The 20,798-nt window shown below is 72.3% G+C and carries 16 protein-coding genes; 5 read left to right on the top strand and 11 right to left on the bottom strand.

Annotation, left to right across the window (positions count from 1 at the left end; translation table 11 throughout):
- Positions 1-11 precede the first annotated feature (11 nt).
- The 4 genes from ACFW6B_RS38535 to ACFW6B_RS38550 all read right to left on the bottom strand — a co-directional run bounded on the left by ACFW6B_RS38535 (position 12) and on the right by ACFW6B_RS38550 (position 9,337).
- Positions 12-1,583: a serine/threonine-protein kinase gene (locus tag ACFW6B_RS38535; protein WP_386604112.1), complete on the bottom strand. Its 1,572-nt coding sequence runs from the start codon at positions 1,581-1,583 to the stop codon at positions 12-14.
- Between the two features lie 247 nt (positions 1,584-1,830).
- A complete protein-coding gene (locus tag ACFW6B_RS38540; RefSeq protein WP_386604071.1) occupies positions 1,831-4,821 on the bottom strand; it encodes a protein kinase in 2,991 nt (996 codons plus the stop codon).
- Between the two features lie 167 nt (positions 4,822-4,988).
- Entirely contained in the window at positions 4,989-7,070 is a 2,082-nt protein-coding gene (locus ACFW6B_RS38545; protein ID WP_386604073.1) for a serine/threonine-protein kinase, read from the bottom strand.
- Positions 7,071-7,630: 560 nt separating this feature from the next.
- Positions 7,631-9,337: a glycerol-3-phosphate dehydrogenase/oxidase gene (locus tag ACFW6B_RS38550; RefSeq protein WP_386604075.1), complete on the bottom strand. Its 1,707-nt coding sequence runs from the start codon at positions 9,335-9,337 to the stop codon at positions 7,631-7,633.
- A 269-nt stretch (positions 9,338-9,606) separates the two neighbouring features.
- On the opposite strand from ACFW6B_RS38550, the gene ACFW6B_RS38555 reads away from it, so the two are divergent.
- The gene (locus ACFW6B_RS38555) at positions 9,607-10,815 is read left to right on the top strand and encodes a nucleotide sugar dehydrogenase (RefSeq protein WP_386604077.1); all 1,209 of its coding nucleotides are present in this window, start codon (positions 9,607-9,609) and stop codon (positions 10,813-10,815) included.
- Positions 10,816-10,933: 118 nt separating this feature from the next.
- Here the strand turns inward: ACFW6B_RS38555 and ACFW6B_RS38560 are convergent, their stop codons facing one another.
- The 4 genes from ACFW6B_RS38560 to ACFW6B_RS38575 form a co-directional block, all read right to left on the bottom strand.
- Positions 10,934-12,058, bottom strand: a complete 1,125-nt coding sequence (locus tag ACFW6B_RS38560; protein ID WP_386604079.1) for a GuaB3 family IMP dehydrogenase-related protein — start codon at positions 12,056-12,058, stop codon at positions 10,934-10,936.
- A gap of 104 nt (positions 12,059-12,162) precedes the next feature.
- Entirely contained in the window at positions 12,163-13,668 is a 1,506-nt protein-coding gene (gene guaB / locus ACFW6B_RS38565; RefSeq protein WP_386604081.1) for an IMP dehydrogenase, read from the bottom strand.
- A 423-nt stretch (positions 13,669-14,091) separates the two neighbouring features.
- Positions 14,092-14,667: a sigma-70 family RNA polymerase sigma factor gene (locus ACFW6B_RS38570; RefSeq protein ID WP_386604083.1), complete on the bottom strand. Its 576-nt coding sequence runs from the start codon at positions 14,665-14,667 to the stop codon at positions 14,092-14,094.
- 268 nt (positions 14,668-14,935) lie between these two features.
- Positions 14,936-15,547 carry a response regulator transcription factor gene (locus tag ACFW6B_RS38575; RefSeq protein WP_003948568.1) on the bottom strand — a complete coding sequence of 204 codons (612 nt, stop codon included), beginning with the start codon at positions 15,545-15,547 and terminating at the stop codon, positions 14,936-14,938.
- 389 nt (positions 15,548-15,936) lie between these two features.
- On the opposite strand from ACFW6B_RS38575, the gene ACFW6B_RS38580 reads away from it, so the two are divergent.
- A complete protein-coding gene (locus ACFW6B_RS38580; protein ID WP_386604085.1) occupies positions 15,937-16,266 on the top strand; it encodes a WhiB family transcriptional regulator in 330 nt (109 codons plus the stop codon).
- Between the two features lie 247 nt (positions 16,267-16,513).
- Here ACFW6B_RS38580 and ACFW6B_RS38585 read toward each other — a convergent pair whose 3' ends face one another.
- Positions 16,514-17,410 (bottom strand): LysR family transcriptional regulator, encoded by an 897-nt coding sequence (locus ACFW6B_RS38585; RefSeq protein ID WP_386604088.1) that lies wholly within the window; start codon positions 17,408-17,410, stop codon positions 16,514-16,516.
- Positions 17,411-17,489: 79 nt separating this feature from the next.
- On the opposite strand from ACFW6B_RS38585, the gene ACFW6B_RS38590 reads away from it, so the two are divergent.
- The 3 genes from ACFW6B_RS38590 to ACFW6B_RS38600 all read left to right on the top strand — a co-directional run bounded on the left by ACFW6B_RS38590 (position 17,490) and on the right by ACFW6B_RS38600 (position 19,913).
- Positions 17,490-18,158: an MOSC domain-containing protein gene (locus ACFW6B_RS38590; protein ID WP_386604090.1), complete on the top strand. Its 669-nt coding sequence runs from the start codon at positions 17,490-17,492 to the stop codon at positions 18,156-18,158.
- Positions 18,159-18,263: 105 nt separating this feature from the next.
- Positions 18,264-19,037, top strand: a complete 774-nt coding sequence (locus ACFW6B_RS38595; protein ID WP_386604092.1) for an SDR family NAD(P)-dependent oxidoreductase — start codon at positions 18,264-18,266, stop codon at positions 19,035-19,037.
- 168 nt (positions 19,038-19,205) lie between these two features.
- Entirely contained in the window at positions 19,206-19,913 is a 708-nt protein-coding gene (locus tag ACFW6B_RS38600; protein WP_386604094.1) for an ester cyclase, read from the top strand.
- A gap of 340 nt (positions 19,914-20,253) precedes the next feature.
- On the opposite strand, the gene ACFW6B_RS38605 is transcribed toward ACFW6B_RS38600, so the two are convergent.
- Entirely contained in the window at positions 20,254-20,511 is a 258-nt protein-coding gene (locus ACFW6B_RS38605; RefSeq protein WP_386604097.1) for a Txe/YoeB family addiction module toxin, read from the bottom strand.
- Entirely contained in the window at positions 20,508-20,786 is a 279-nt protein-coding gene (locus ACFW6B_RS38610) for a type II toxin-antitoxin system Phd/YefM family antitoxin (protein ID WP_386604099.1), read from the bottom strand. The genes ACFW6B_RS38605 and ACFW6B_RS38610 overlap by 4 nt, the downstream gene beginning before the upstream one ends.
- Positions 20,787-20,798 lie beyond the last annotated feature (12 nt).

The following is a 20,798-nucleotide window of genomic DNA, read 5'->3' on the forward strand; positions in this document are numbered from 1 at the left end:
TTCCGCTCGGGTCAGCCCTCCTGGAAGCTCCGCAGGATCCAGTCGAACTGCTTCCTGGTGGTGGTCCAGTCGTCGGCCGGCGAGGACGCGTAGACGGCGTACTCGGTGTTGTCACCGCCCATGTACCCGACGTCGATCGCGCGGTAGGGGCCGGCGAAGAAGTGCGGCCCGTCCTTGGCCCTCGCGTTCCAGGCGTACTCCCAGTGGGCACCCGGCTGGTCGCGGAAGAGCTGCTCCTTGAGGCTCAGCCGCTCGTAGTCCAGCAGCCGCCGCGAGATCCGCCCGTCCAGGTCGTCCATGTGCTCGTACGAGGTGCGGAAGTCCGGCGCGGTGTCGACGGCGATCCGCACGAGGTGCTTGCCCTTGTCGGGTGTGAAGTCGACCTGCCGGAGACCGTCCTGGTCGATGGAGACGGACCGCTTCCACCCCTTGGGCAGGGAGACGCTGAAGCCCACCGGGTCGTCGTGCCGCTTCCAGCCGTCGGGAACCGCCCCCTGACCGCCCTTGCCGCTCGGCTCGGGGTCGGCGCTCCGGGTCGAGGACCCGGAGGCGGAGTCGCCGGGACCGCCGGGGCCGCCCGTGCCGAAGTGCTGGAGCGCGATCGCGACGCCCCCGCCGACGACCGCCGCGAGGGCGACGACCACGGCGAACGTGCGCAGGCGGTGCCGCTTCGACGGCGCGGGCGCGGGTCCGATCGTCACCGGCTGGTACGGCGTGGCGGAGGCCGTCTGCGCGCGGGTGCCGGTCCCCGCCTCCGGGGTGGCGTACCCCGCCGGTCCCGCCTGCCCCGTCGGCCTCGTCGGCACGTACGACTGCGCCTCGCCCGACAGCCGCCCCTCCGCCGCCTCGGCGAGCATCCGCTCGGCCTGCTCGGCGCTGGGCCGCTCACCCGGGTCCTTGCGCAGCAGCGCGGCGAGGACGGGGCCCAGCACGCCCGCGTTGACCGGTTCGGCGGGTTCCTCCTCGACGACGGCCTGCATGGTGCCCAGCGGCGAGGTGCGGCGGAACGGCGACCTGCCCTCCACCGCCGTGTACAGCGTGGCCCCGAGGGCCCAGAGGTCGGCGGCCGGACCGGGGTCGTGGCCGCGCACCCGCTCGGGCGCGAGGTAGTCGACGGAACCGACGATCTCGCCGGTGCGCGTGATCGTCGTGTCGCCCTCGACCTGGGCGATCCCGAAGTCGGTGAGCAGGACACGGCGGTCGGTCGACAGCAGGACGTTGCCCGGCTTCACGTCCCGGTGCAGCACACCGGCGGCGTGCGCGGCGCACAGCGCGCGCAGCACCCACAGTCCGATCCGCGCGGCCTCCGCCGGTTCGATCCTCCCCCGCTCCTTGACCTCGTCGGCCAGCGAGTTGCCCTCCACCAGCTCCATGACGATCCACGGCCGGTTGTCGTGTTCCAGCACGTCGTGGATGGTGACGACGGCCGAGTGGTTGATCCGGGCCGCCGCCCGTGCCTCGGCGTGGGTGCGGGCGAGCAGCCGGGCGAGGTCGCTCTCGGCGACGTACAGCGCGGCGGTCAGCTCCTTGACGGCGACGGCGCGGTGCAGCACCTCGTCACGGGCTCGCCAAACCCGGCCCATGCCACCGCTGCCGAGGGATTCGACAAGCCGGTAGCGGCCCGCGAGGAGCAGGCCCTGCGTCTGATTCACGTTTCCCCGCAATGGTCTTGACAGGGCCAGACTAAAGAGCGGTGCCCGACCAGGGAACAAGTGGGGTCGTACGGAGACCTCACTGTGACGGTTGTCCCTTCCCGGTAAGGGAGGGAACCGTTCGGGGTTCGACCGTCCTCATCTGCCCGAACACGCCGTGTGACGCGCGGAAGGGGCCTCAGCGTCCGACCCGGTACGTCGACGAGGCCTGTTCGTAGAGCCGCGACACCTCGTCGCGCTCGGCGTCCGGGCCGCGCACCTGCACCACGTGGTAGTGCCCGGAGACGAGGACGGCGAGGTTGCGGACGTAGAGCGAACGCCCCGCGGAGTCCTGCCAGGTGAACTGCCCCTCGGCCATGGCCTTTCCGCCCACGTCGATCCGCCGCATCCCGCTGGAGGTCGCCCAGGTGGAGTCCCTGAAGGGCTGCAACTCCTTCTCGCTCTCGCGCTGGTAGGTCATCGGGTCGCTGCCGTACGTGGCCGTGCCGTCCCGCCCGGGCACGACGATGAGCTCGAAGTCCCCCCGGGAGTAGACGACCTGGCCGCGTCCGTTCTTCGGCGAACGGGTCCAGCCGTTCGCCACGGCGACCTGGAACCCCTCGGGGTCCTTGCGGAGGGTGAATCCATCGGCGACGCCGGTATCGGGGGTCGTGTGCGAGGAGGCGGAACTCGACTTCCCCGAGGGGCTGTCGCCGGGGTCGGGCGAGGTCGGGTCGGAGTCCGGCGCGGTGCTCGTCGCCGGGCCGCCGCCGGGCCGGGTGGCGGGGTCCGCCTGGCCGGCGGTGCCGGTCCGCGCGTCGTCGGTGCCCCCCGGGTCCGCCTTGGGCATGAAGACGACGGCGTACGTGACCGCCGCGGCCAGCAGGAGCAGGATCAGCAGGAGCAGGTTGCGGCCCAGCTTGCGGGGGGCCGCCGGGTTCTCCCGCCTGGCCCGCTTGTGGCGGGCGTGCGGGCTGGTGGCGGGCAGCCCGGCGCGGCGCCTGCGGACGAGCTCGCCCCTGCGCCGCACGATCGGCAGCCGGCTCGGGTCGACGGGCGGCACGGGCACGACGTGGGTCCCGGCCTCCGGTTCCGGCGCGGACCGCACCAACGACCGCAGCCAGCCGCGCAGTTCCTCGAAGTCGAGCCGCTCGGTGGGGTCCTGGCGCAGCAGCGACTCGACGACGGGCCGCAGCGGGCCGCACTCCTCGGCGAAGGCGGGCGGTTCCGCGCACACCAGCTGGACCAGCTCGGCGGTGTTCTCCTCCGGGTACGGGGCGTGTCCCTGCACGGCGCGGAAGAGCAGCGCGCCGAGCGCCCACAGGTCGGTCGCCGGTCCGATGGGGGCCGCCAACTGCCAGTTCTCGTGCACCGGTCCGGCCTGCTCCGGCGCCCAGCGTTCGGTGACCGGCCCGACCACGGCCATCCGCGCCTGCCGGGCCCGCTCGGCCGCGAGCGCGGTGGCCGGTCCCCGGCGCGGCGGCGCCCCGGCGACCGGACCGCCCCAGCCGCCGCCGGGGCGGCCGGAGTCGTGCGGGGCGAGGCCCTGCGGGGCACCGGGCGCCCTGGTGTGGTCGGGGGGCGGGAGGAGACCGGGCGTGCGCGCGTGCCCGGGGTCGCTGAATCCGCCGGGGGGTACGGGCACTTGGGTTCCGCCGGGGGGTACCGGCGCCCGGGTGCCGCCGGGCGTCTGGAACCCGCCGGGGAGACGACCCTCGTCCGGGGTCCGCCCGCCGTCGGGGGACCGCCCGGGAGCCGGGACACCGGGACGGCCGTCGCGTCCCGCGCCGTGAGGGGCCTGTCCGGGAACGAACGCGGAACGGCCGTACGCCGTGTCGCCCGCCGCCGGTACGCCGCCGCCCGGGGCCGAGGGGAGTGTGGGGTGTGTCCGGCCGCCGTCCCCGCCGGGCCGTGGCTGCGCTCCGTACCTGCTGGTGCCGCCGACTCCGTACGGGTCGGCTATCTGCCCCGGGGGCGCGCTGCGCTGCTGCTCCTGGCCGGGCGGCTGGGACTGGGGGTGGGCCTGGGGGTGGGCCTGGGTCTGCGGGTCGGCTCCGTACCGGCCGTCCTGGCCGGTCCGCTCACCGGGGGCGGGGGGCCTGGACGCCGGGAGGGCGAGCGGGTCACCACGGCGCTCCCCCTGGACGCGGGCGGCGGCACGTGCTCCGGCGCGGTACGCGGCGATGGCCCCGGCGCGCGCGGCGCGGATGTCGTCCCCGGCGTCCTCGCCCTGCCCGGCCGTCTCCGGTCCGCCGTGCGGCCCGGCCGTTCCCGTCGGCCGGCCCGGACCGGCCGGACCGCCGGCTTCGAGGGCACGCGGTCCCCGGCCCGCCGCGGGCGCCCCGGGCACCGGTGCCCCGGGAACCGGTGTTCCCTGCTCGGCCCGGGCCTCGATCGCCGCACGCCGGGCCGCTTCGGCGTCGGCGCCGCTCGTGGCCGCCACGGCGACACCGCGCGCGGCGCCGCCGGGTCCGCCACCGCCGGGGCCCCGCCCGCCGGCCGCCCGGGGAGCGCCCGTTCCGGCCCGGCCGGCGTCGCCGGGCTGCCCGGCCCGGGGGCCGGGTCCGTGACCCTCCGGCGCGGGCACCGGGTCGTACCCGCACAGCGCCTCTTCGGCGGCCCCGGCCGCCAGCCCGGTGAGCAGGACGCGGCCGTCGTCGCAGACGAGCACCGTGCGCACGGTGATGTTCCGGTGGACCCAGCCGTGCGCGTGCAGGACCCGCAGGGCGGTCAGGACGTCTGCCGCGACCTCGGCCGCCCGGTAGGGGCTGAGCGGTTTCTCGGCGAGCAGCGCGGCGAGCGGCCGCGCGGACACCAGCTCGCTGACGATCCACAGCGAACCGCCCTCGGCGAACACGTCGAAGACCTGGTCGAGCCGGGGGTGGTCGGGAATCCGGGCGGCCGCCTGCGCCGCGTCGATCGCGCGCAGCACCGCCGGTTCGACGGTCCGGCGGGTGGTGCGGGCCGACGCCCGCCGCACCCCGCCGTCCCGGGCCACGAACCCGTCGGGCAGCCCGTCCGCGTCGAGCACCTCGGCCTCGACGACCTCGGGCAACGGCACCTGGCGCACCAGGACTTCCTGCCCGCTGTAGGTGTCGAAGGCCCGGCTCTCGGCGAGTTCGTACTCGTCGGACGGCGGCAGGGGCAGGCGGTAGCGGTCGGCGAGCACCCGTCCCGCGTAGTCGTCCACGATGCTCCCCCAGCCGACCGGTTGGTCAATTCCGTTCGCCGTGCGTTCCGTTGTGGCTTCGTTCGGTCCGCAACCACTCACGATACGTGCCCGAGGCAACCCGCAGAGCGGGGATGCGAGATCTCGGGCATCGTTCGTCGCGGAACGTCACTTCGGCGAGCGGTACGTCACGACTTCGGCTGGAACGTCTTCGCAAGCGTCGCCCACGTGCTCTTGCGCAGCGCGCTGTTCCACGCGGAGTCCTTGGCCGTGTACATCAGCGCGTAGCCCTGATGGTCGTTCACCACGAAGCCCCGGTCGATCGAGTGGAACTTGGTGCCGCCGTCCACGTAGGTGAACTCCCAGTCGGCCGTGTTCCAGCCGCGGTAGCTCACGCTCTCGATGCGGATCTTCTTGTACTGGGAGCGCGTCATGTAGCGCTCCTGGTTGTTCCAGTCCGCGACCGGGTCGTCCTTGGGCGTGGACGTCCAGCCGATGAGGAGCTTCTGTCCGCCGGGACCGGTGAACCGGGCTCCCGCGGCGTCCTGGGACTCGTACTCCCATCCCTTCGGCAGCCCGATCGTGAAGCCCTGGCCGCCCTTGTACGTCGTCACGGCGGAGGAACCCGAGCCCGACTCCTTGCCGTCGCCGCCCGAACCGTCCGACGAGCTCGCGCCCGTGTCCGTGTCCGAGGAGGTGCCGTCGCCGTCCGAGCCGGAGTCGGATCCCGACTTGTCGCCGCCGTCGGTGTGCGCGGCGTCGTCGTCGCCCTTGTCGCCGCTCTCGCCGCCGCCTCCGCCGTTCCCGCCGGCTGCGGGCGCTCCGCTGGAGGTGGTCGCCTTGACGCGGTTGTCGTCGCCCTTGGCGTCGCTGTCGTCCCCGCCGCCGAACACGACGGCGAGAACGGTGCCGATCACGGCCAGCGCCACGACGACCGCGACGATCACCAGTGTCCGCAGCGGAACGACATCCGTCAGCGAGGCCTTCGGCGCCGGGCGGGCCGGGCGCTCGGGGGCCACCGGCCACCCGGACCCCGAGCCGCCGCGCGTACCGCCCGCGGCTCCGGCGCCCGCCGCCGCACCGGAGTTCACCGGCTTGGTGCCGGAACCGTTCGTCCGTCCCGGCGTGGACGGGCTCGCCGCGGCGGTGGACGCCGACGCGCCACCGGCCGGGCCCGCGTCGGCACCGGCCCCCGGGCCCGTCCCGGTTCCCTCCGCCCGGTCGGAGTCCGGACCGCCGGCCGTCTTGGCGCGGGCCGTCGCCGCCGAGGTGGCCGCCGCGGTGGCGGCACCGGCCGCGGTCGCGGCCTTGCGCACCGAACGCAGGGCCCCGCGCAGCCGCGCCGGCTCCTCCGGCAGCGGCGGCATGGCCACGACCTTGGTCGCGTCCGGCGGCTCCGGCACGTCCTGCTCGGGGTCGGGCGCGCTCAGCACCTCGTTGAGCATGGCCCGTGCGCCCGCGTCGTCGAGCCGCTGCTCGGGGTCCTTGACGAGCAGGCCGTAGATCACCTTCTCCAGCGGGCCCGCGTTCTTGGGCTGTTCGACCGGCTCGGTCATCACCGCGGTGAGCGTCGCGATGGCGGAGCCCTTGTCGTACGGCGGAACGCCTTCGACCGACGCGTACAGCAGACCGCCCAGCGACCACAGGTCGGCGGCGGGTCCGGGCTTGTGGCCGCGCGCCCGCTCCGGCGAGATGTAGGAGGGCGCGCCGACGAGCATGCCGGTCGAGGTGATGGACGGGTCGCCCTCCACCTGGGCGATGCCGAAGTCGGTGAGCACGACCCGGCCGTCATGGTCGATCAGCACGTTCGACGGCTTCACGTCGCGGTGCAGGATGCCCTCACGGTGCGCCGCCTGCAGCACGTCGAGGATGGCGAGCCCGACTTCGGCGGCGCGCCTCGGCGTGAGCAGTCCGTCCTCGCGGATGACCTCGGCGAGGGACTTGCCCTCGATGCGCTCCATCACGATCCACGGCCGGTTGTCCTCGTCGACCACGTCGAAGACCGTCACCGCGCCGTTGTTGCGGATCCGCGCGATGGCCTTGGCCTCCCGCAGCGTGCGCGTGATCAGCCGGCGCTTCTCCTCCTCGTCGATGGCCGACGGGAACCGGAGTTCCTTCACGGCGACCGTACGGCCGAGCGTCTCGTCCTCGGCGCGCCACACGGTGCCCATGCCGCCGCGGCCGAGAACGTCCCCCAGCCGGTACCGCCCGGCGAGGAGACGTTCGCTCTTGTCCTGACGGGATGCTCCCGCCCGCTCCGCCTCCGACATGCGTCCCCTCATGCAACCCGCCCTGACAGAGCCTCCATTGTCCCTCACCCGACAAGTGCCCAGTGCCCTGGGGGCCCCTGGAACCGCAACAGCTCAGCCAGTGAGACGTCCGGGCGCCGCCGCCGGCCCGTCCGCGGCGGCGCCCCGCACCCGCCGACCGCCCAGCAACCGCAGGGCCTCGGGCCCGCCGCGCCCGTTTCCGGGACCGGACTCCGCGAGGGTCCGGGGCACAGCGGCGTGCCTCATGACGGGCCGCGACGAGGAAGGAGCCCCCGACGCCACCGCCCCGGACACCTCGGACACTTCTGGCCATACCCGTGCCCCTGGCGCTGCTCGTGACGGTTCCGCCCGACCCGCCGGAGCCGGCGCCGGCCCCGCTCTCGGCCGGCGCGGCGGGTGAGCCGGTGAGCACGCCGGCCGGCCCGAACCGCTTCCACGCGGCCCTGCTCGCCGCCGAGTCCTGTCCCCGAACCCCGCAGAACGGCCGGGGTCCGGTCGAAGGTCCCGGCTCAGCAAGCCCGTTCGAGTGATACGTGACGGACCCGGGCGGCGCGGGACGGTCAGAACTGCACGATCTCCGGCGCCCCGAGCCGGGCCGCGTCCGCCGTCAGGTCGTCCGGCTGGCGCTGGGACTCCCGCTCGGCCTCGACCCGCTTCTCGTAGTGCTCCACCTCGCGCTCGATCTGGTCCTTGTCCCAGCCGAGGACCGGTGCCACCAGCTCGGCGGCCTCACGGGCGCTGAGGGTGCCCCGGTCGAAGGTCTCGATGGAGATGCGGGTGCGCCGGGTCAGGACGTCGTCCAGGTGGCGGGCGCCCTCGTGCGAGGCGGCGTAGACGATCTCGGCACGGAGGTAGTCCTCGGCGGCGGGCATGGGCGCTCCGAGCGAGGGGTCCGCGGCGATGAGGGCGAGGAGTTCCTCGGCGAGCGCCCCGTACCGGTTCAACAGGTGCTCCACGCGCGCCACATGGATGCCGGTGCGCGCGGCTATCCGCGCCCGCGCGTTCCACAGCGCCCGGTAGCCCTCGGCGCCGAGCAGCGGGATGTCCTCGGTGACGCATTCGGCGACGCGCTGGTCGAGACCGTGCACCGCCGCGTCCACCGCGTCCTCGGCCATCACCCGGTAGGTCGTGTACTTGCCGCCGGCCACGACCACGAGTCCGGGCACCGGGTGGGCCACGGTGTGCTCGCGCGACAGTTTGCTGGTGGCGTCCGACTCCCCGGCCAGCAGCGGCCGGAGCCCCGCGTACACCCCCTCGACGTCGTCGCGGGTGAGCGGCACGGAGAGCACCGAGTTCACGTGCTCCAGCAGGTAGTCGATGTCCGCGCTGGACGCGGCCGGGTGGGCCTTGTCCAGGTCCCAGTCGGTGTCCGTGGTGCCGATGATCCAGTGGCGGCCCCACGGGATCACGAACAGCACGGACTTCTCGGTGCGCAGGATCAGACCGGTCGAGGAGTGGATGCGGTCCTTGGGCACGACCAGGTGGATGCCCTTGGAGGCGCGGACGTGGAACTGGCCCCGCTCCCCGACCATCGCCTGGGTGTCGTCGGTCCACACGCCCGTGGCGTTGACGATCTGCCGGGCCCGCACCTCGTACTCGCCGCCACCCTCGACGTCGCGCACCCTGGCCCCGACCACCCGCTCGCCCTCGCGGAGGAACCCGGTGACCCGAGCGCGGTTGGCGACCTTCGCCCCGTACGAAGCCGCCGTGCGCACCAGGGTCGCCACATAGCGGGCGTCGTCCATCTGGGCGTCGTAGTACTGCAGGGCGCCGATCAGCGCGTCCTTCTTCAAGGCCGGTGCCACGCGCAGGGCCTGGCGGCGGCTCAGATGGCGGTGGGAGGGCAGGCCCCGGCCGTGACCGCGGGCCATCGACATGGCGTCGTACAACGCGACGCCGGAGCCCGCGTACAGCCGCTCCCAGCCCTTGCGCTGCAGGGGATAGAGGAACGGGACGGGCTTGACCAGGTGCGGCGCGAGCCGTTCGAGGAGCAGGCCGCGCTCCTTCAGCGCCTCGCGGACGAGCGCGAAGTCCAGCATCTCCAGATACCGCAGGCCGCCGTGGATCAGTTTGCTGGATCTGCTCGACGTGCCCGACGCCCAGTCACGCGCCTCGACCAGTCCGGTGGACAGACCGCGTGTCGCGGCGTCCAGCGCGGTGCCCGCGCCGACCACGCCCGCGCCCACGACCAGCACGTCCAGCTCGCCCTCGGTCATGCCCGCCAGTGACTCGGCACGCTCCGCCGGCCCCAGTGTCGCTGTCCTCACCGCTGCCTCCCGCTGTAGGTCGCGCTGACCACACCCGTCCGGCGACGCCGGCTCCCGTCCCCTCTGCCCAAGTCTGACCGTCCCTCCCCTCATCGGCCACCGTCCGTCCTCGGCCTGTGGACAACTCCGGGCGACGCGCAGGGAATCTTGATCGATCAATCCCGCAAATCGGTCATATTTACTCCTAGTCTGACATTGCTCTCGCCCATCCTGTCCACAGGGCTTGCGCACCTGTCCCGCATCGGTTACTGGGAAGGACGGCCCACTCCATGCCCGCAGACCTCGCCGTCATCGGACTCGGTCACCTCGGCCTGCCCCTGGCCCAGGCCGCCGTCGCCGCCGGCATCTCCACCCTCGGCTACAGAACCGGACCCGAGGGCGGCTCCCTCACCCCCGCCGAACTGCGCCGGATGCTCTCGGGCGGCTTCCGTCCGGCCACGAACCCGGCCGAGCTGGGCCGCGTCCGCACCGCCGTCATCTGCGCCCCGACCCCGCCCGGCGCGGACGGCGCCCTGGACCTCGGCCAGGTGGAGTCGGCGGCCCGCACCCTGGCCGCACGGCTGCGCCCGCACACCACGGTCATCCTGGAATCGCCCGTGCACCCCGGCACCACCGAGGCGTTCCTGCGCCCCCTGCTCGAGACCGGCTCCGGGCTGCGCGCGGGACGCGACTTCCACCTCGCCTACTCGCCCAGCCGCATCGACCCCGGCAACCGCGACTTCACCCCCGCCGGGACACCGAAGGTCATCGGCGGCCTCACCCCCGCGTGCACCGAGTCGGCCGCCGCCTTCTACGGACGGCTCACCGACAAGGTCGTCCGCGCGCGCGGTCCCCGCGAGGCGGAGACCGTGCAGGTCCTGGAGACCAACTTCCGGCACGTCAACATCGCGCTCGTCAACGAGATGGCCGTGCTCTGCCACGACCTGGGCGTCGACCTGTGGGACGTCATCCGCTGCGCGGAGACCAAGCCGTTCGGGTTCCAGGCGTTCCGGCCCGGCCCGGGGGTCGGCGGCCACGGGCTCGCCCAGGACCTCGGCGGCCCCTCCGGACGCCCGCTGCGGATGGTCGAACTGGCCCGGCAGGTCAACGACCACATGCCCCGGTACGTCATCCAGCGCGCCGCCGCCCTGCTCAACGAGCACGGGAAGTCCGCCCGGGCCGCGCGCGTGCTCCTCCTCGGCGTCACCTACAAGGCCGACACCGCCGACCAACAGGGCGCCCCCGCCCACGAGATCGCCGTACGGCTCATGGAGCTCGGCGCCTCCGTCAGCTACCACGACCCGTACGTACCGGCCTGGAGCGTGCTCGGGCGGCCCGTACCGCGCGCGGACTCCCTCTACGAGGCCGCGGCCGACGCCGACCTGACGATCCTGCTCCAGCAGCACCGCACGTACGACCTGCAGGGGCTGTCCGTGAAGGCCCAGCTCCTGCTGGACACCAGGGGAGCGACCCCGACGGGGGCGGCGCACCGGCTCTGAACCGGGGGACACCCCGCCCGGCGAACGGCCGGCGGGACCCGGACGCGCGGGAAGGGCCGCACCGAGTCGGTGCGGCCCTTCCCGCGTACGGCGTGAGCGCCGGTGGAACGGCGTGCGGCTACCGCTTGTGCTGCGAGTCCGCCACCGTCACCTCGACGCGCTGGAACTCCTTGAGCTCGCTGTAGCCGGTGGTCGCCATCGCGCGGCGCAGGGCGCCGAAGATGTTCATCGAGCCGTCCGGGATGTGCGACGGGCCGGTGAGGATCTCCTCGATGGTGCCGACGGTGCCGAGGTCGACCTTCTTGCCGCGCGGCAGCTCCTCGTTCACCGCCTCCATGCCCCAGTGGTGGCCGCGGCCCGGCGCGTCGGTGGCGCGCGCGAGCGGGGAGCCCATCATCACCGAGTCGGCGCCGCAGGCGATGGCCTTGGGGAGGTCGCCGGACCAGCCCACACCGCCATCGGCGATGACGTGCACGTACCGGCCGCCGGACTCGTCCATGTAGTCGCGGCGGGCCGCGGCGACGTCCGCGACGGCGGTGGCCATCGGGACCTGGATGCCCAGCACGTTGCGCGTGGTGTGCGCGGCGCCGCCGCCGAAACCGACCAGGACGCCGGCCGCGCCGGTGCGCATCAGGTGCAGCGCCGCGGTGTACGTGGCGCAGCCGCCGACGATCACCGGGACGTCGAGCTCGTAGATGAACTGCTTCAGGTTCAGCGGCTCGGCGGCACCGGAGACGTGCTCGGCGGAGACCGTCGTACCGCGGATGACGAAGATGTCCACGCCCGCGTCGACGACGGCCTTGGAGAACTGCGCCGTGCGCTGCGGGGAGAGGGCGGCGGCGGTGACGACCCCGGCGTCGCGCACCTCCTTGATGCGCTGCCCGATCAGCTCCTCCTTGATGGGAGCGGCGTAGATCTCCTGGAGGCGGCGGGTCGCGCTCTCCGAGTCCAGCCCGGCGATCTCGTCGAGCAACGGCTGCGGGTCGTCGTACCGCGTCCAGAGGCCTTCCAGGTTCAGGACGCCCAGGCCGCCCAGCTCGCCGATGCGGATCGCGGTGGCCGGGGAGACGACCGAGTCCATGGGGGCGGCCAGGAAGGGCAGCTCGAAGCGGTAGGCGTCGATCTGCCAGGCGATCGAGACCTCCTTCGGGTCCCGCGTACGACGGCTCGGGACGACGGCGATGTCGTCGAAGGCGTACGCCCGGCGGCCGCGCTTGCCGCGCCCGATCTCGATCTCAGTCACGTTGTGGCCTTTCCCTGATGCGTTTCAGCGTCTTCCAGTATCGCCGACACGCACGACGAGGGCGGCCCCGGAAACCCCGGGGCCGCCCTGTGCGAAGCCGCTGACTACTTGTTCCGGCTGTAGTTCGGCGCCTCGACCGTCATCTGGATGTCGTGCGGGTGCGACTCCTTCAGGCCCGCCGACGTGATCCGCACGAAGCGGCCCTTCGTCTCCATCTCCTCGATGGTGGCGGCGCCGACGTAGCCCATGGTCTGGCGCAGACCGCCGACGAGCTGGTGCAGGACGTTGGCGAGCGGACCACGGTAGGGCACCTGGCCCTCGATGCCCTCGGGCACGAGCTTGTCGTCGGAGGCGACCTCGGCCTGGAAGTAGCGGTCCTTCGAGTACGACCGGCCCTGGCCGCGGGACTGCATGGCGCCCAGCGAGCCCATGCCGCGGTACGACTTGAACTGCTTGCCGTTGATGAACAGCAGCTCGCCCGGGGACTCCTCGCAGCCCGCGAGGAGGCTGCCCAGCATCACCGTGTCGGCGCCGGCGGCCAGTGCCTTGCCGATGTCGCCGGAGTACTGGAGGCCGCCGTCGCCGATCAGCGGGACCCCGGCCGGACGGGCCGCGAGGGACGCCTCGTAGATCGCGGTGACCTGCGGGACGCCGATGCCGGCCACCACGCGCGTGGTGCAGATCGAACCGGGGCCGATGCCCACCTTGATGCCGTCCACACCGGCGTCGATGAGGGCCTGCGCGCCGTCGCGGGTGGCGACGTTGCCGCCGATCACGTCGACGGACACGCTCGACTTGATCTTCGCCATCCAGCTGAGGGCGTTGCTGTTGTGGCCGTGCGAGGTGTCGACGACCAGGAAGTCCACGCCGGCCGCGGCCAGGGCCTGGGCGCGCTCCAGCGCCTCCGGGCTGGCGCCGACGGCGGCACCGACGATCAGCCGGCCCTCGGAGTCCTTGGCGGCGTTCGGGTACTGCTCGGCCTTGACGAAGTCCTTGACCGTGATCAGGCCCTTGAGCACACCGGCGTCGTCGACCAGCGGAAGCTTCTCGATCTTGTGCTTGCGCAGCAGCTCCATCGCCTCGACACCGGAGGTGCCGACCTTGCCGGTGACCAGCGGCATCGGCGTCATGACCTCACGGACCTGACGGGTGCGGTCGCTCTCGAAGGCCATGTCGCGGTTGGTCACGATGCCGAGCAGCTTGCCCGCCGGGTCGGTGACCGGGACACCGCTGATGCGGAACTTGGCGCACAGGGCGTCCGCGTCGGCGAGCGTCGCCTCCGGGTGCACCGTGATCGGGTCGGTGACCATGCCGGACTCGGACCGCTTGACCAGGTCGACCTGGTTGACCTGGTCCTCGATGGACAGGTTGCGGTGCAGCACGCCGACGCCGCCCAGGCGGGCCATCGCGATCGCCATGCGGGACTCGGTCACCTTGTCCATCGCCGCGGACAGCAGCGGGATGTTGACCCGGACGTTGCGGGAGATCCGGGACGAGGTGTCGACCGCGTTGGGGAGCACCTCGGAGGCTCCCGGCAGCAGCAGCACGTCGTCGTAGGTCAGCCCCAGGGTCGCGAATTTGGCGGGCACTCCGTCGACGTTGGCAGTCATGACACCTTCCCCAAATGGCCTTGATCGGTGCGGATGTCCATGCTAACGGGAAGCATGGCTCTCTCATTCCACGGTTGAGGGTGGGCTTCGGCTTCGTATGTTCGTACGGGATGACGGTCTCTCCCGTTCAGACCCGTGCCCGGCGAAGGGCTCCGGAGTCCGTTCGGGCCGCCCGGCCAGGGGCGGGCAGCCCTCGGACCCGCCCGCCGCCCCGTCCGTCGGGGACGGCACGGCGCCGCCCGGGTGGCCGGATCCACGCCATCGGGTCCGTCACCTTTTGCCTGCAATTTGCGGAGAAGGAGGGCCCTGGACCAGGGGACCGCCCTCCGGCCCCGTGACCGGCATCACCGGAAAGAGTCACGCCGATCGGCTCGACGGGAGCCGGCCGGCCCGGCCGCGTCACCACGGCCGGATCCGGATGTCCTACTGCTCCGCCAGTGCCCGCAGCCGGCTCAGCGCGCGGTGCTGGGCGACCCGGACTGCGCCCGGGGACATGCCCAGCATCTGACCCGTCTCCTCCGCCGTGAGACCCACCGCGATCCGCAGGAGGAGCAGCTCACGCTGGTTCTCGGGGAGGTTGGCCAGGAGTTTCTTGGCCCACTCGGCGTCGCTGCTGAGCAGCGCGCGCTCCTCGGGACCGAGGGAGTCGTCGGGCCGCTCCGGCATCTCGTCGGACGGGACGGCCGTGGACCCCGGGTGGCGCATCGCGGCGCGCTGGAGGTCGGCGACCTTGTGCGCGGCGATCGCGAAGACGAACGCCTCGAAGGGACGCCCGGTGTCCTTGTAGCGCGGCAGCGCGAGGAGCACGGCGACGCAGACCTCCTGCGCCAGGTCCTCCACGAAGTGCCGCGCGTCCCCCGGGAGCCGGGAGAGGCGGGCGCGGCAGTAACGCAGCGCGAGCGGGTGTACGTGGACGAGCAGGTCGTGCGTGGCCTGTTCGTCACCGTCGACCGCGCGAAGGACGAGCGCACCGATCCCCGTCGTCTCGTCTTCACGCATCGGTCCATGGTGCCTCGGCGTCGTCCTGTCCGTGGCACCGCGTCCATAGTTGTGCACCGAAGCGTTATGAGCAGGTGCGCCGGAACTCATCTCCTGCGCCCTCCCCTTCCGCTCGACCGACTTGTCCCCAAGGAACTCCACACCTCAAGGATGCGGCATCCGCCGGGAAACGGAGCCCGGGCGCCGAGGAGGCCGCCCCGGGGGGCCCGGCCCCGCCCGCCGTCCGGCGGGCGGGGGCCACCGATGTCACACCCGCGAGGCCGGTCACCTAACGGACCAGACCCCACCGGAATCCGAGCGCGACCGCGTGCGCCCGGTCCGAGGCGCCGAGCTTCTTGAAGAGCCGCCGGGCGTGCGTCTTGACCGTGTCCTCGGAGAGGAACAGCTCACGGCCGATCTCGGCGTTCGAGCGTCCGTGGCTCATTCCCTCGAGCACCTGGATCTCACGCGCGGTGAGCGTGGGCGCGGCGCCCATCTCCGCCGAACGCAGTCTGCGGGGCGCGAGCCGCCAGGTCGGGTCGGCGAGCGCCTGGGTCACGGTGGCGCGCAGTTCCGCCCGCGAGGCGTCCTTGTGCAGATAGCCGCGGGCACCGGCGGCGACGGCGAGCGCCACACCGTCCAGGTCCTCGGCGACGGTGAGCATGATGATGCGCGCACCGGGGTCGGCGGACAGCAGCCGCCTGACCGTCTCCACGCCGCCCAGTCCGGGCATACGTACGTCCATCAGAATCAGATCCGAACGGTCGGCCCCCCAGCGGCGGAGGACTTCCTCGCCGTTGGCCGCCGTCGTCACGCGCTCGACACCGGGCACGGTCGCGACCGCGCGGCGGAGCGCCTCTCGGGCAAGCGGGGAGTCGTCGCAGACGAGGACGGATGTCATGACCGTCCTCCGCAGCTGATGCACGTCACCTTGAGCCTCCAGGCTGTTACGAATTGTCACCTTTGCGGTCGACACTCGCAGACGGACACGACCGCCTACCCGAGCGCTTGTTCCTTCAACCGCCTCAGCCATCTCAACGATGGTCACTCGAAAGAGTTACGGGGCGGCCCGCCGTCATCGGCACTGTACGTGAGGGCACGGACACGGTGCAGACATGCGCGCCGACCCTCGACGTTTCATTACAACCCGTGCCCCATTTAGCCTGTTTTCTTCCCTTTTGCTGGTGTCTGAGACTAGATTCGCAACGAGTCATATTTTCATCTCCTTAGATCGTAGATGTACGGTCGGTGGGCACAGAGCATCCCAGAACGGCAACAAGGGGACACGCAATGGCAGATTTCTCCCGCCTTCCCGGTCCGAACGCGGACCTCTGGGACTGGCAGCTCCTCGCGGCCTGCCGAGGGGTCGACAGCTCGCTCTTCTTCCACCCGGAAGGCGAGCGTGGTGCGGCACGGAGCGCTCGTGAGAACTCGGCCAAAGAGGTCTGCATGAGATGCCCGGTACGCGCGGAGTGCGCGGCACACGCACTCGCGGTGCGCGAACCGTACGGCGTGTGGGGCGGACTGACCGAGGACGAGCGCGAAGAGCTCATGGGACGGGCACGCAACCGACTGGTCTCGGCGGCGACCACGGGAAACGCTTCCGCTTCGAACAACTGAAGGAACGTTTCTGCCCTGAAGGTGCGTACGGGTTCGGTACGTACAGGTAGGTGCGCACGGCCTGGAGGTGCGTACGGGAAGCATGCACAGAGGAAGCACGTACAGATGCGCACGAAACAGATGTGCGCGAAGCCTGACGCGCACGAAGCGGATGCGCACGAAACAGACGCGCGCGAAACAGACGCGTACGAAGCGCGGAAAGCACTGAGCCCGGCGGAGACCGCCCGGCTCCTCCACGGGTGAAGCCCTAGCGGGCCGCCGCCCGTGCCAGCCGGTCCAGCGTCGCGGCCACCGCCGGCACCTCGGCGAGGTCCGGGAGGGTGAGGGCGACGATCTCACGGCGCACCGCGGGCTCCACCGTCACGGTCCGAGCCCCCTTCGGCCGTACGGACTCGATCGCGAGTTCCGGCAGGACGGCCACACCGAGTCCCGCGCCCACGAGCCCGACCACCGCCGGATAGTCGTCGGTGGCGAAGTCGATGCGGGGCTCGAAACCGGCATCGCGGCACACCTCGACGAGCTGGCCACGACAGCGCGGGCAGCCCGCGATCCACGACTCACCGGCGAACTCGCCGATCGCCACGGACTCCGCGCGCGCGAGCGGGTGCCGCTCGGGCACCAGGCCGACGAGCCTGTCCATCAGCAGGGGGCGTACGACGAGGTCGTCCCACTCCTCCGCGCCCGGGGCGCTCTCGTAGCGGAAGGCCAGGGCTATGTCGCAGTCGCCGGCCCGCAGCTTCTCGACGGACTCGGGCGGTTCGGCCTCCTCCAGGGAGACCCGCGTGCCGGGGTGGGCGGCGCGCAGTGCGGCGAGGGCCGTGGGAACGAGGGTGGAACTGCCGCTGGGGAAGGAGACCAGACGGACGCGGCCCGCGCGCAGACCGGCGATCGCGGCGACCTCCTCCTCCGCGGCCGTGAGGCCGGCGAGGATGCTCGCCGCGTGCTTGACCAGGGCCTCGCCCGCCTGGGTGAGCCGCATCTCGCGTCCCGTCCTGACGAGCAGCGGGGTGCCCACGGACGATTCCAGCGCCTTCATCTGCTGGCTGACGGCGGGCTGGGTGCAGCCCAGTTCGCGGCCCGCCGCCGAGAAGGAACCGGTGGTGGCGACGGCGCGCAGGACGCGGAGATGACGAGCCTCGATCACCCTTCGAGCATAAGCGCGTCTTGGATGCTGTGCCGAATATCGTATCGACGCTTTGGCATGGATCGCCTAGCTTGACCGCATGAAGCTTCTGTCGCTGAACGTCGGCCGGGCCCGGGCCGTCGCGTACACGGACCAGCCCGAGGGCCTGACCGGCATCGACAAGCACCCGGTCGACGGACCGGTGCGCGTGACGGCGCCGGGGCCCAAGGGGACCGGCGGGAGCGGGCTGGCCGGGGACACCGTGTGCGACCTGCGGCACCACGGCGGTGACGACCAGGCGGTGTACGCGGTGGCGCGCGAGGACCTCGACGACTGGGAGCGCGAGCTCGGCCGGACGCTGCCGAACGGCGTGTTCGGCGAGAACCTCACGACGCTGGGGGTCGACGTGTCCGGCGCGCTGATCGGCGAACGCTGGCGGGTGGGTTCCGGCGTCGTCCTGGAGGTCACCTGCGGGCGCATCCCGTGCCGCACCTTCCAGGAGCACCTCGGCGAGAAGGGCTGGGTCCGGCGGTTCACGCACCGGGGTGCGCCGGGGGCGTACCTGCGGGTGATCGAGCCCGGCGAGATCAGCCCCGGGGACCCGGTCGAGATCGTGCACCGGCCCGGCCACGACGTCACCGTCGCCCTCCAGTTCCGCGCCTCGACGGTCGAACGGAAGCTGCTGCCGAGGCTGTTGGCGGCGGGCGACGCACTGCACCCGGAGGCGCTGGCGTCGGCGCGCGAGTACGTGGCGAAGTACGGCGGATAGGCGCGGCCCGGCACCGGCCCCGGGGTGCGGAGGACGTACGGAACGCGGGCGGGAGGTCTGCGGCACCGAGGGGCGGGAGACCCTGCCGGTCACTACCCTTGCGCCATGACAACGGCTCTGATTACGGGATCGACCGCGGGGATCGGTGCCGCCTTCGCGCGGCGGCTCGCGGCGGACGGGCACAACCTCGTGCTGGTGGCGCGGGACACGCAGCGGCTGCGGGAGCAGGCGACCGAGCTGCACGACCTGCACGGCATCGAGGCGGAGGTGCTCACCGCGGACCTGGCGACGGACGAGGGCATCGAGGAGGTCGCCGTCCGCCTGTCCGACCGCAAGAACCCGGTCGACCTGCTGGTCAACAACGCCGGCTTCGGCAACAAGGGCCGCTATCTGGACGTGTCGATGGCGGACGAGCTGAGGATGCTCAAGGTGCACTGCGAGGCGGTGCTCCGGCTGACGTCGGCGGCGGCCGAGGCGATGCGGGAGCGCGGCCGGGGCGGCGTCGTCAACGTGGCCTCGGTGGCCGCGTTCGTGCCGCGGGGCACGTACGGGGCGTCGAAGGCATGGGTCGTGCAGTTCACGCAGGGCGCGGCGAAGGACCTCGCGGGCAGCGGGGTGCGGCTGATGGCGCTGGCTCCCGGCTTCGTGCGCACCGAGTTCCACGAGCGGGCGGGGATGGGCACGGACAACATCCCGAACTGGATGTGGCTGGACGCCGACAAGCTGGTCGCGGCGGCGCTCGCCGACCTGGCGCGCGGGAAGACCCTGTCCGTCCCCGACCCCCGTTACAAGGCGCTGATGGGCGTGGTGAAGGTGACGCCGCGGGCGATGCTGGGCGGGATCTCGTCGAGGACCGGCCGGAAGTACGGACCCCAGTGAGGTATGCGCTTCGGTGAGCCCCCGCTGATGTGCGGTTCCCGGCAAGGGGATCGGGCGGGGCGCGCGGTCGCGGGCGGTCGCCCGCGATGATCGTGCGGTGGGTGGTGCCGCCCCTCCGGTGGGAGGATTGAGGGTGGATCAACCGGACCAGGGGCCGGAGGCGGCGCCATGACATTCATGCAGTTGATTGACTGTAGAACCAGTCGGTTCGACGAGTTGAACCGGCTGATGGACACGTGGGTCGAGAAGACCAAGGGGAAACGGACCGCGACGCACAGCGTCATCGGCAAGGACCGCTCCGACGCGAGTCACTTCGTGGAGATCGTGGAGTTCCCGTCGTACGAGGACGCGATGCGGAACTCGAAGCTCGCGGAGACCGACGAGATCTTCCAGGAGATGGTGGCGCTCTGCGACGGCATGCCGACGTTCACGGACCTCGACGTGGTGCGCGACGAGCAGCTCTACGCGGCGAACATCCGCAGGTTCTTCGAGATGCTGGGAGCCCCCGGGGAGCTGCCGCCGCTCGACGGGCTCATGGCGGAGAGCTACCACGACCACGATCCCGCCAACGAGCAGGACACCATCGGGCTCGACGCCATACGGCGTGAGATGGAGATGTGGCGCGGCGGCTTCGACTTCACGTTCACCATCGAGGACCAGATCGCCGAGGGCGACCGCGTCTGCACGCGGTGGACCTGGGGCGGCACGCACACGGGCGACTTCATGGGGATCCCGGCGTCCGGGAAGCAGGTCTCCATGACCGGCTCGACCATCTTCCGGTGCAACGAGGACGGAAAGATCGTCGAAGGCTGGTGGGAGTACGACAGGCTGGGCCTGATGGCGGGGATCGGCGCGCTGGACGCGATGGAGGACTGATCTCGGGGCGGTCGACGACCGACCGCCCCTCCCCCAACGTCGGCCGCGCGAGGCCATCCGCACGAACGCGGCCCACTGATTCGAGCGGGCTGACCTTCTTCGGCTGCGCGTACAGGGCGCTCACGTCGTGCGCTTCCACGTAAGCCGTCCCGAGCTGATCCTTTGAGTGCATCGGCTCGGGTTCCGGGATGTGCCGCCCTGCTCCACCGCCGCGATCTGCGCCTCGCCGTACCCGACCCGCTCCCCCGACTGCACCCGTGTGGGCCCCGCCGGCTCCCGCGGCCCGCCGTTCGGCGGCGGAACGGCACCGCACGGGCCCGTTTCGGCGCGCGGCGGCCCCTCAGTAGTGGTACCGGGCCTTGATGATCACGATTTCCTTCTCGGTGGCCCGGTAGACCAGCCGGTGCTCGTCGTCGATCCGGCGCGACCAGTACCCCGACAGGTCGCCCTTCAGCGGCTCGGGCTTGCCGATCCCCGTGAAGGGGTCGCGCTGGATCTCCCCGATCAGGCGGACCAGCTTGCCGAACAGCTTCTTGTCGGCGGACTGCCAGTAGAGGAGGTCCTCCCAGCCGGTGGGACGGAACCGTACGTCCCTCACTCCCCGTCCTCCGCCATGGCCGTCAGTTCGTCCATGGACCTGGTGACCAACGGCGTTTCGGCGGCCTTGTCCTCGGCGACGGCCGCCATGAGGCGGGCGGCGTTGGCAGGGCTGCGGAGCAGGTAGACGGTCTCCTGCCAGGAGCGGAAGTCATCGGCCGACATCAGTATGGCGTCGCCGCCCTTGGAGGTGATCTCGACCGGCTCGTGATCGTCGTTGACCTGCTGGATGAGCGGGAACAGCCTGGCTCGGGCCTCGCTGGCGGTGATGGCCACGGTCTCGTCCTC

Origin of the sequence: Streptomyces sp. NPDC058751 (genome assembly GCF_042746485.1) — a bacterium.
Classification (GTDB): Bacteria; Actinomycetota; Actinomycetes; order Streptomycetales; family Streptomycetaceae; genus Streptomyces.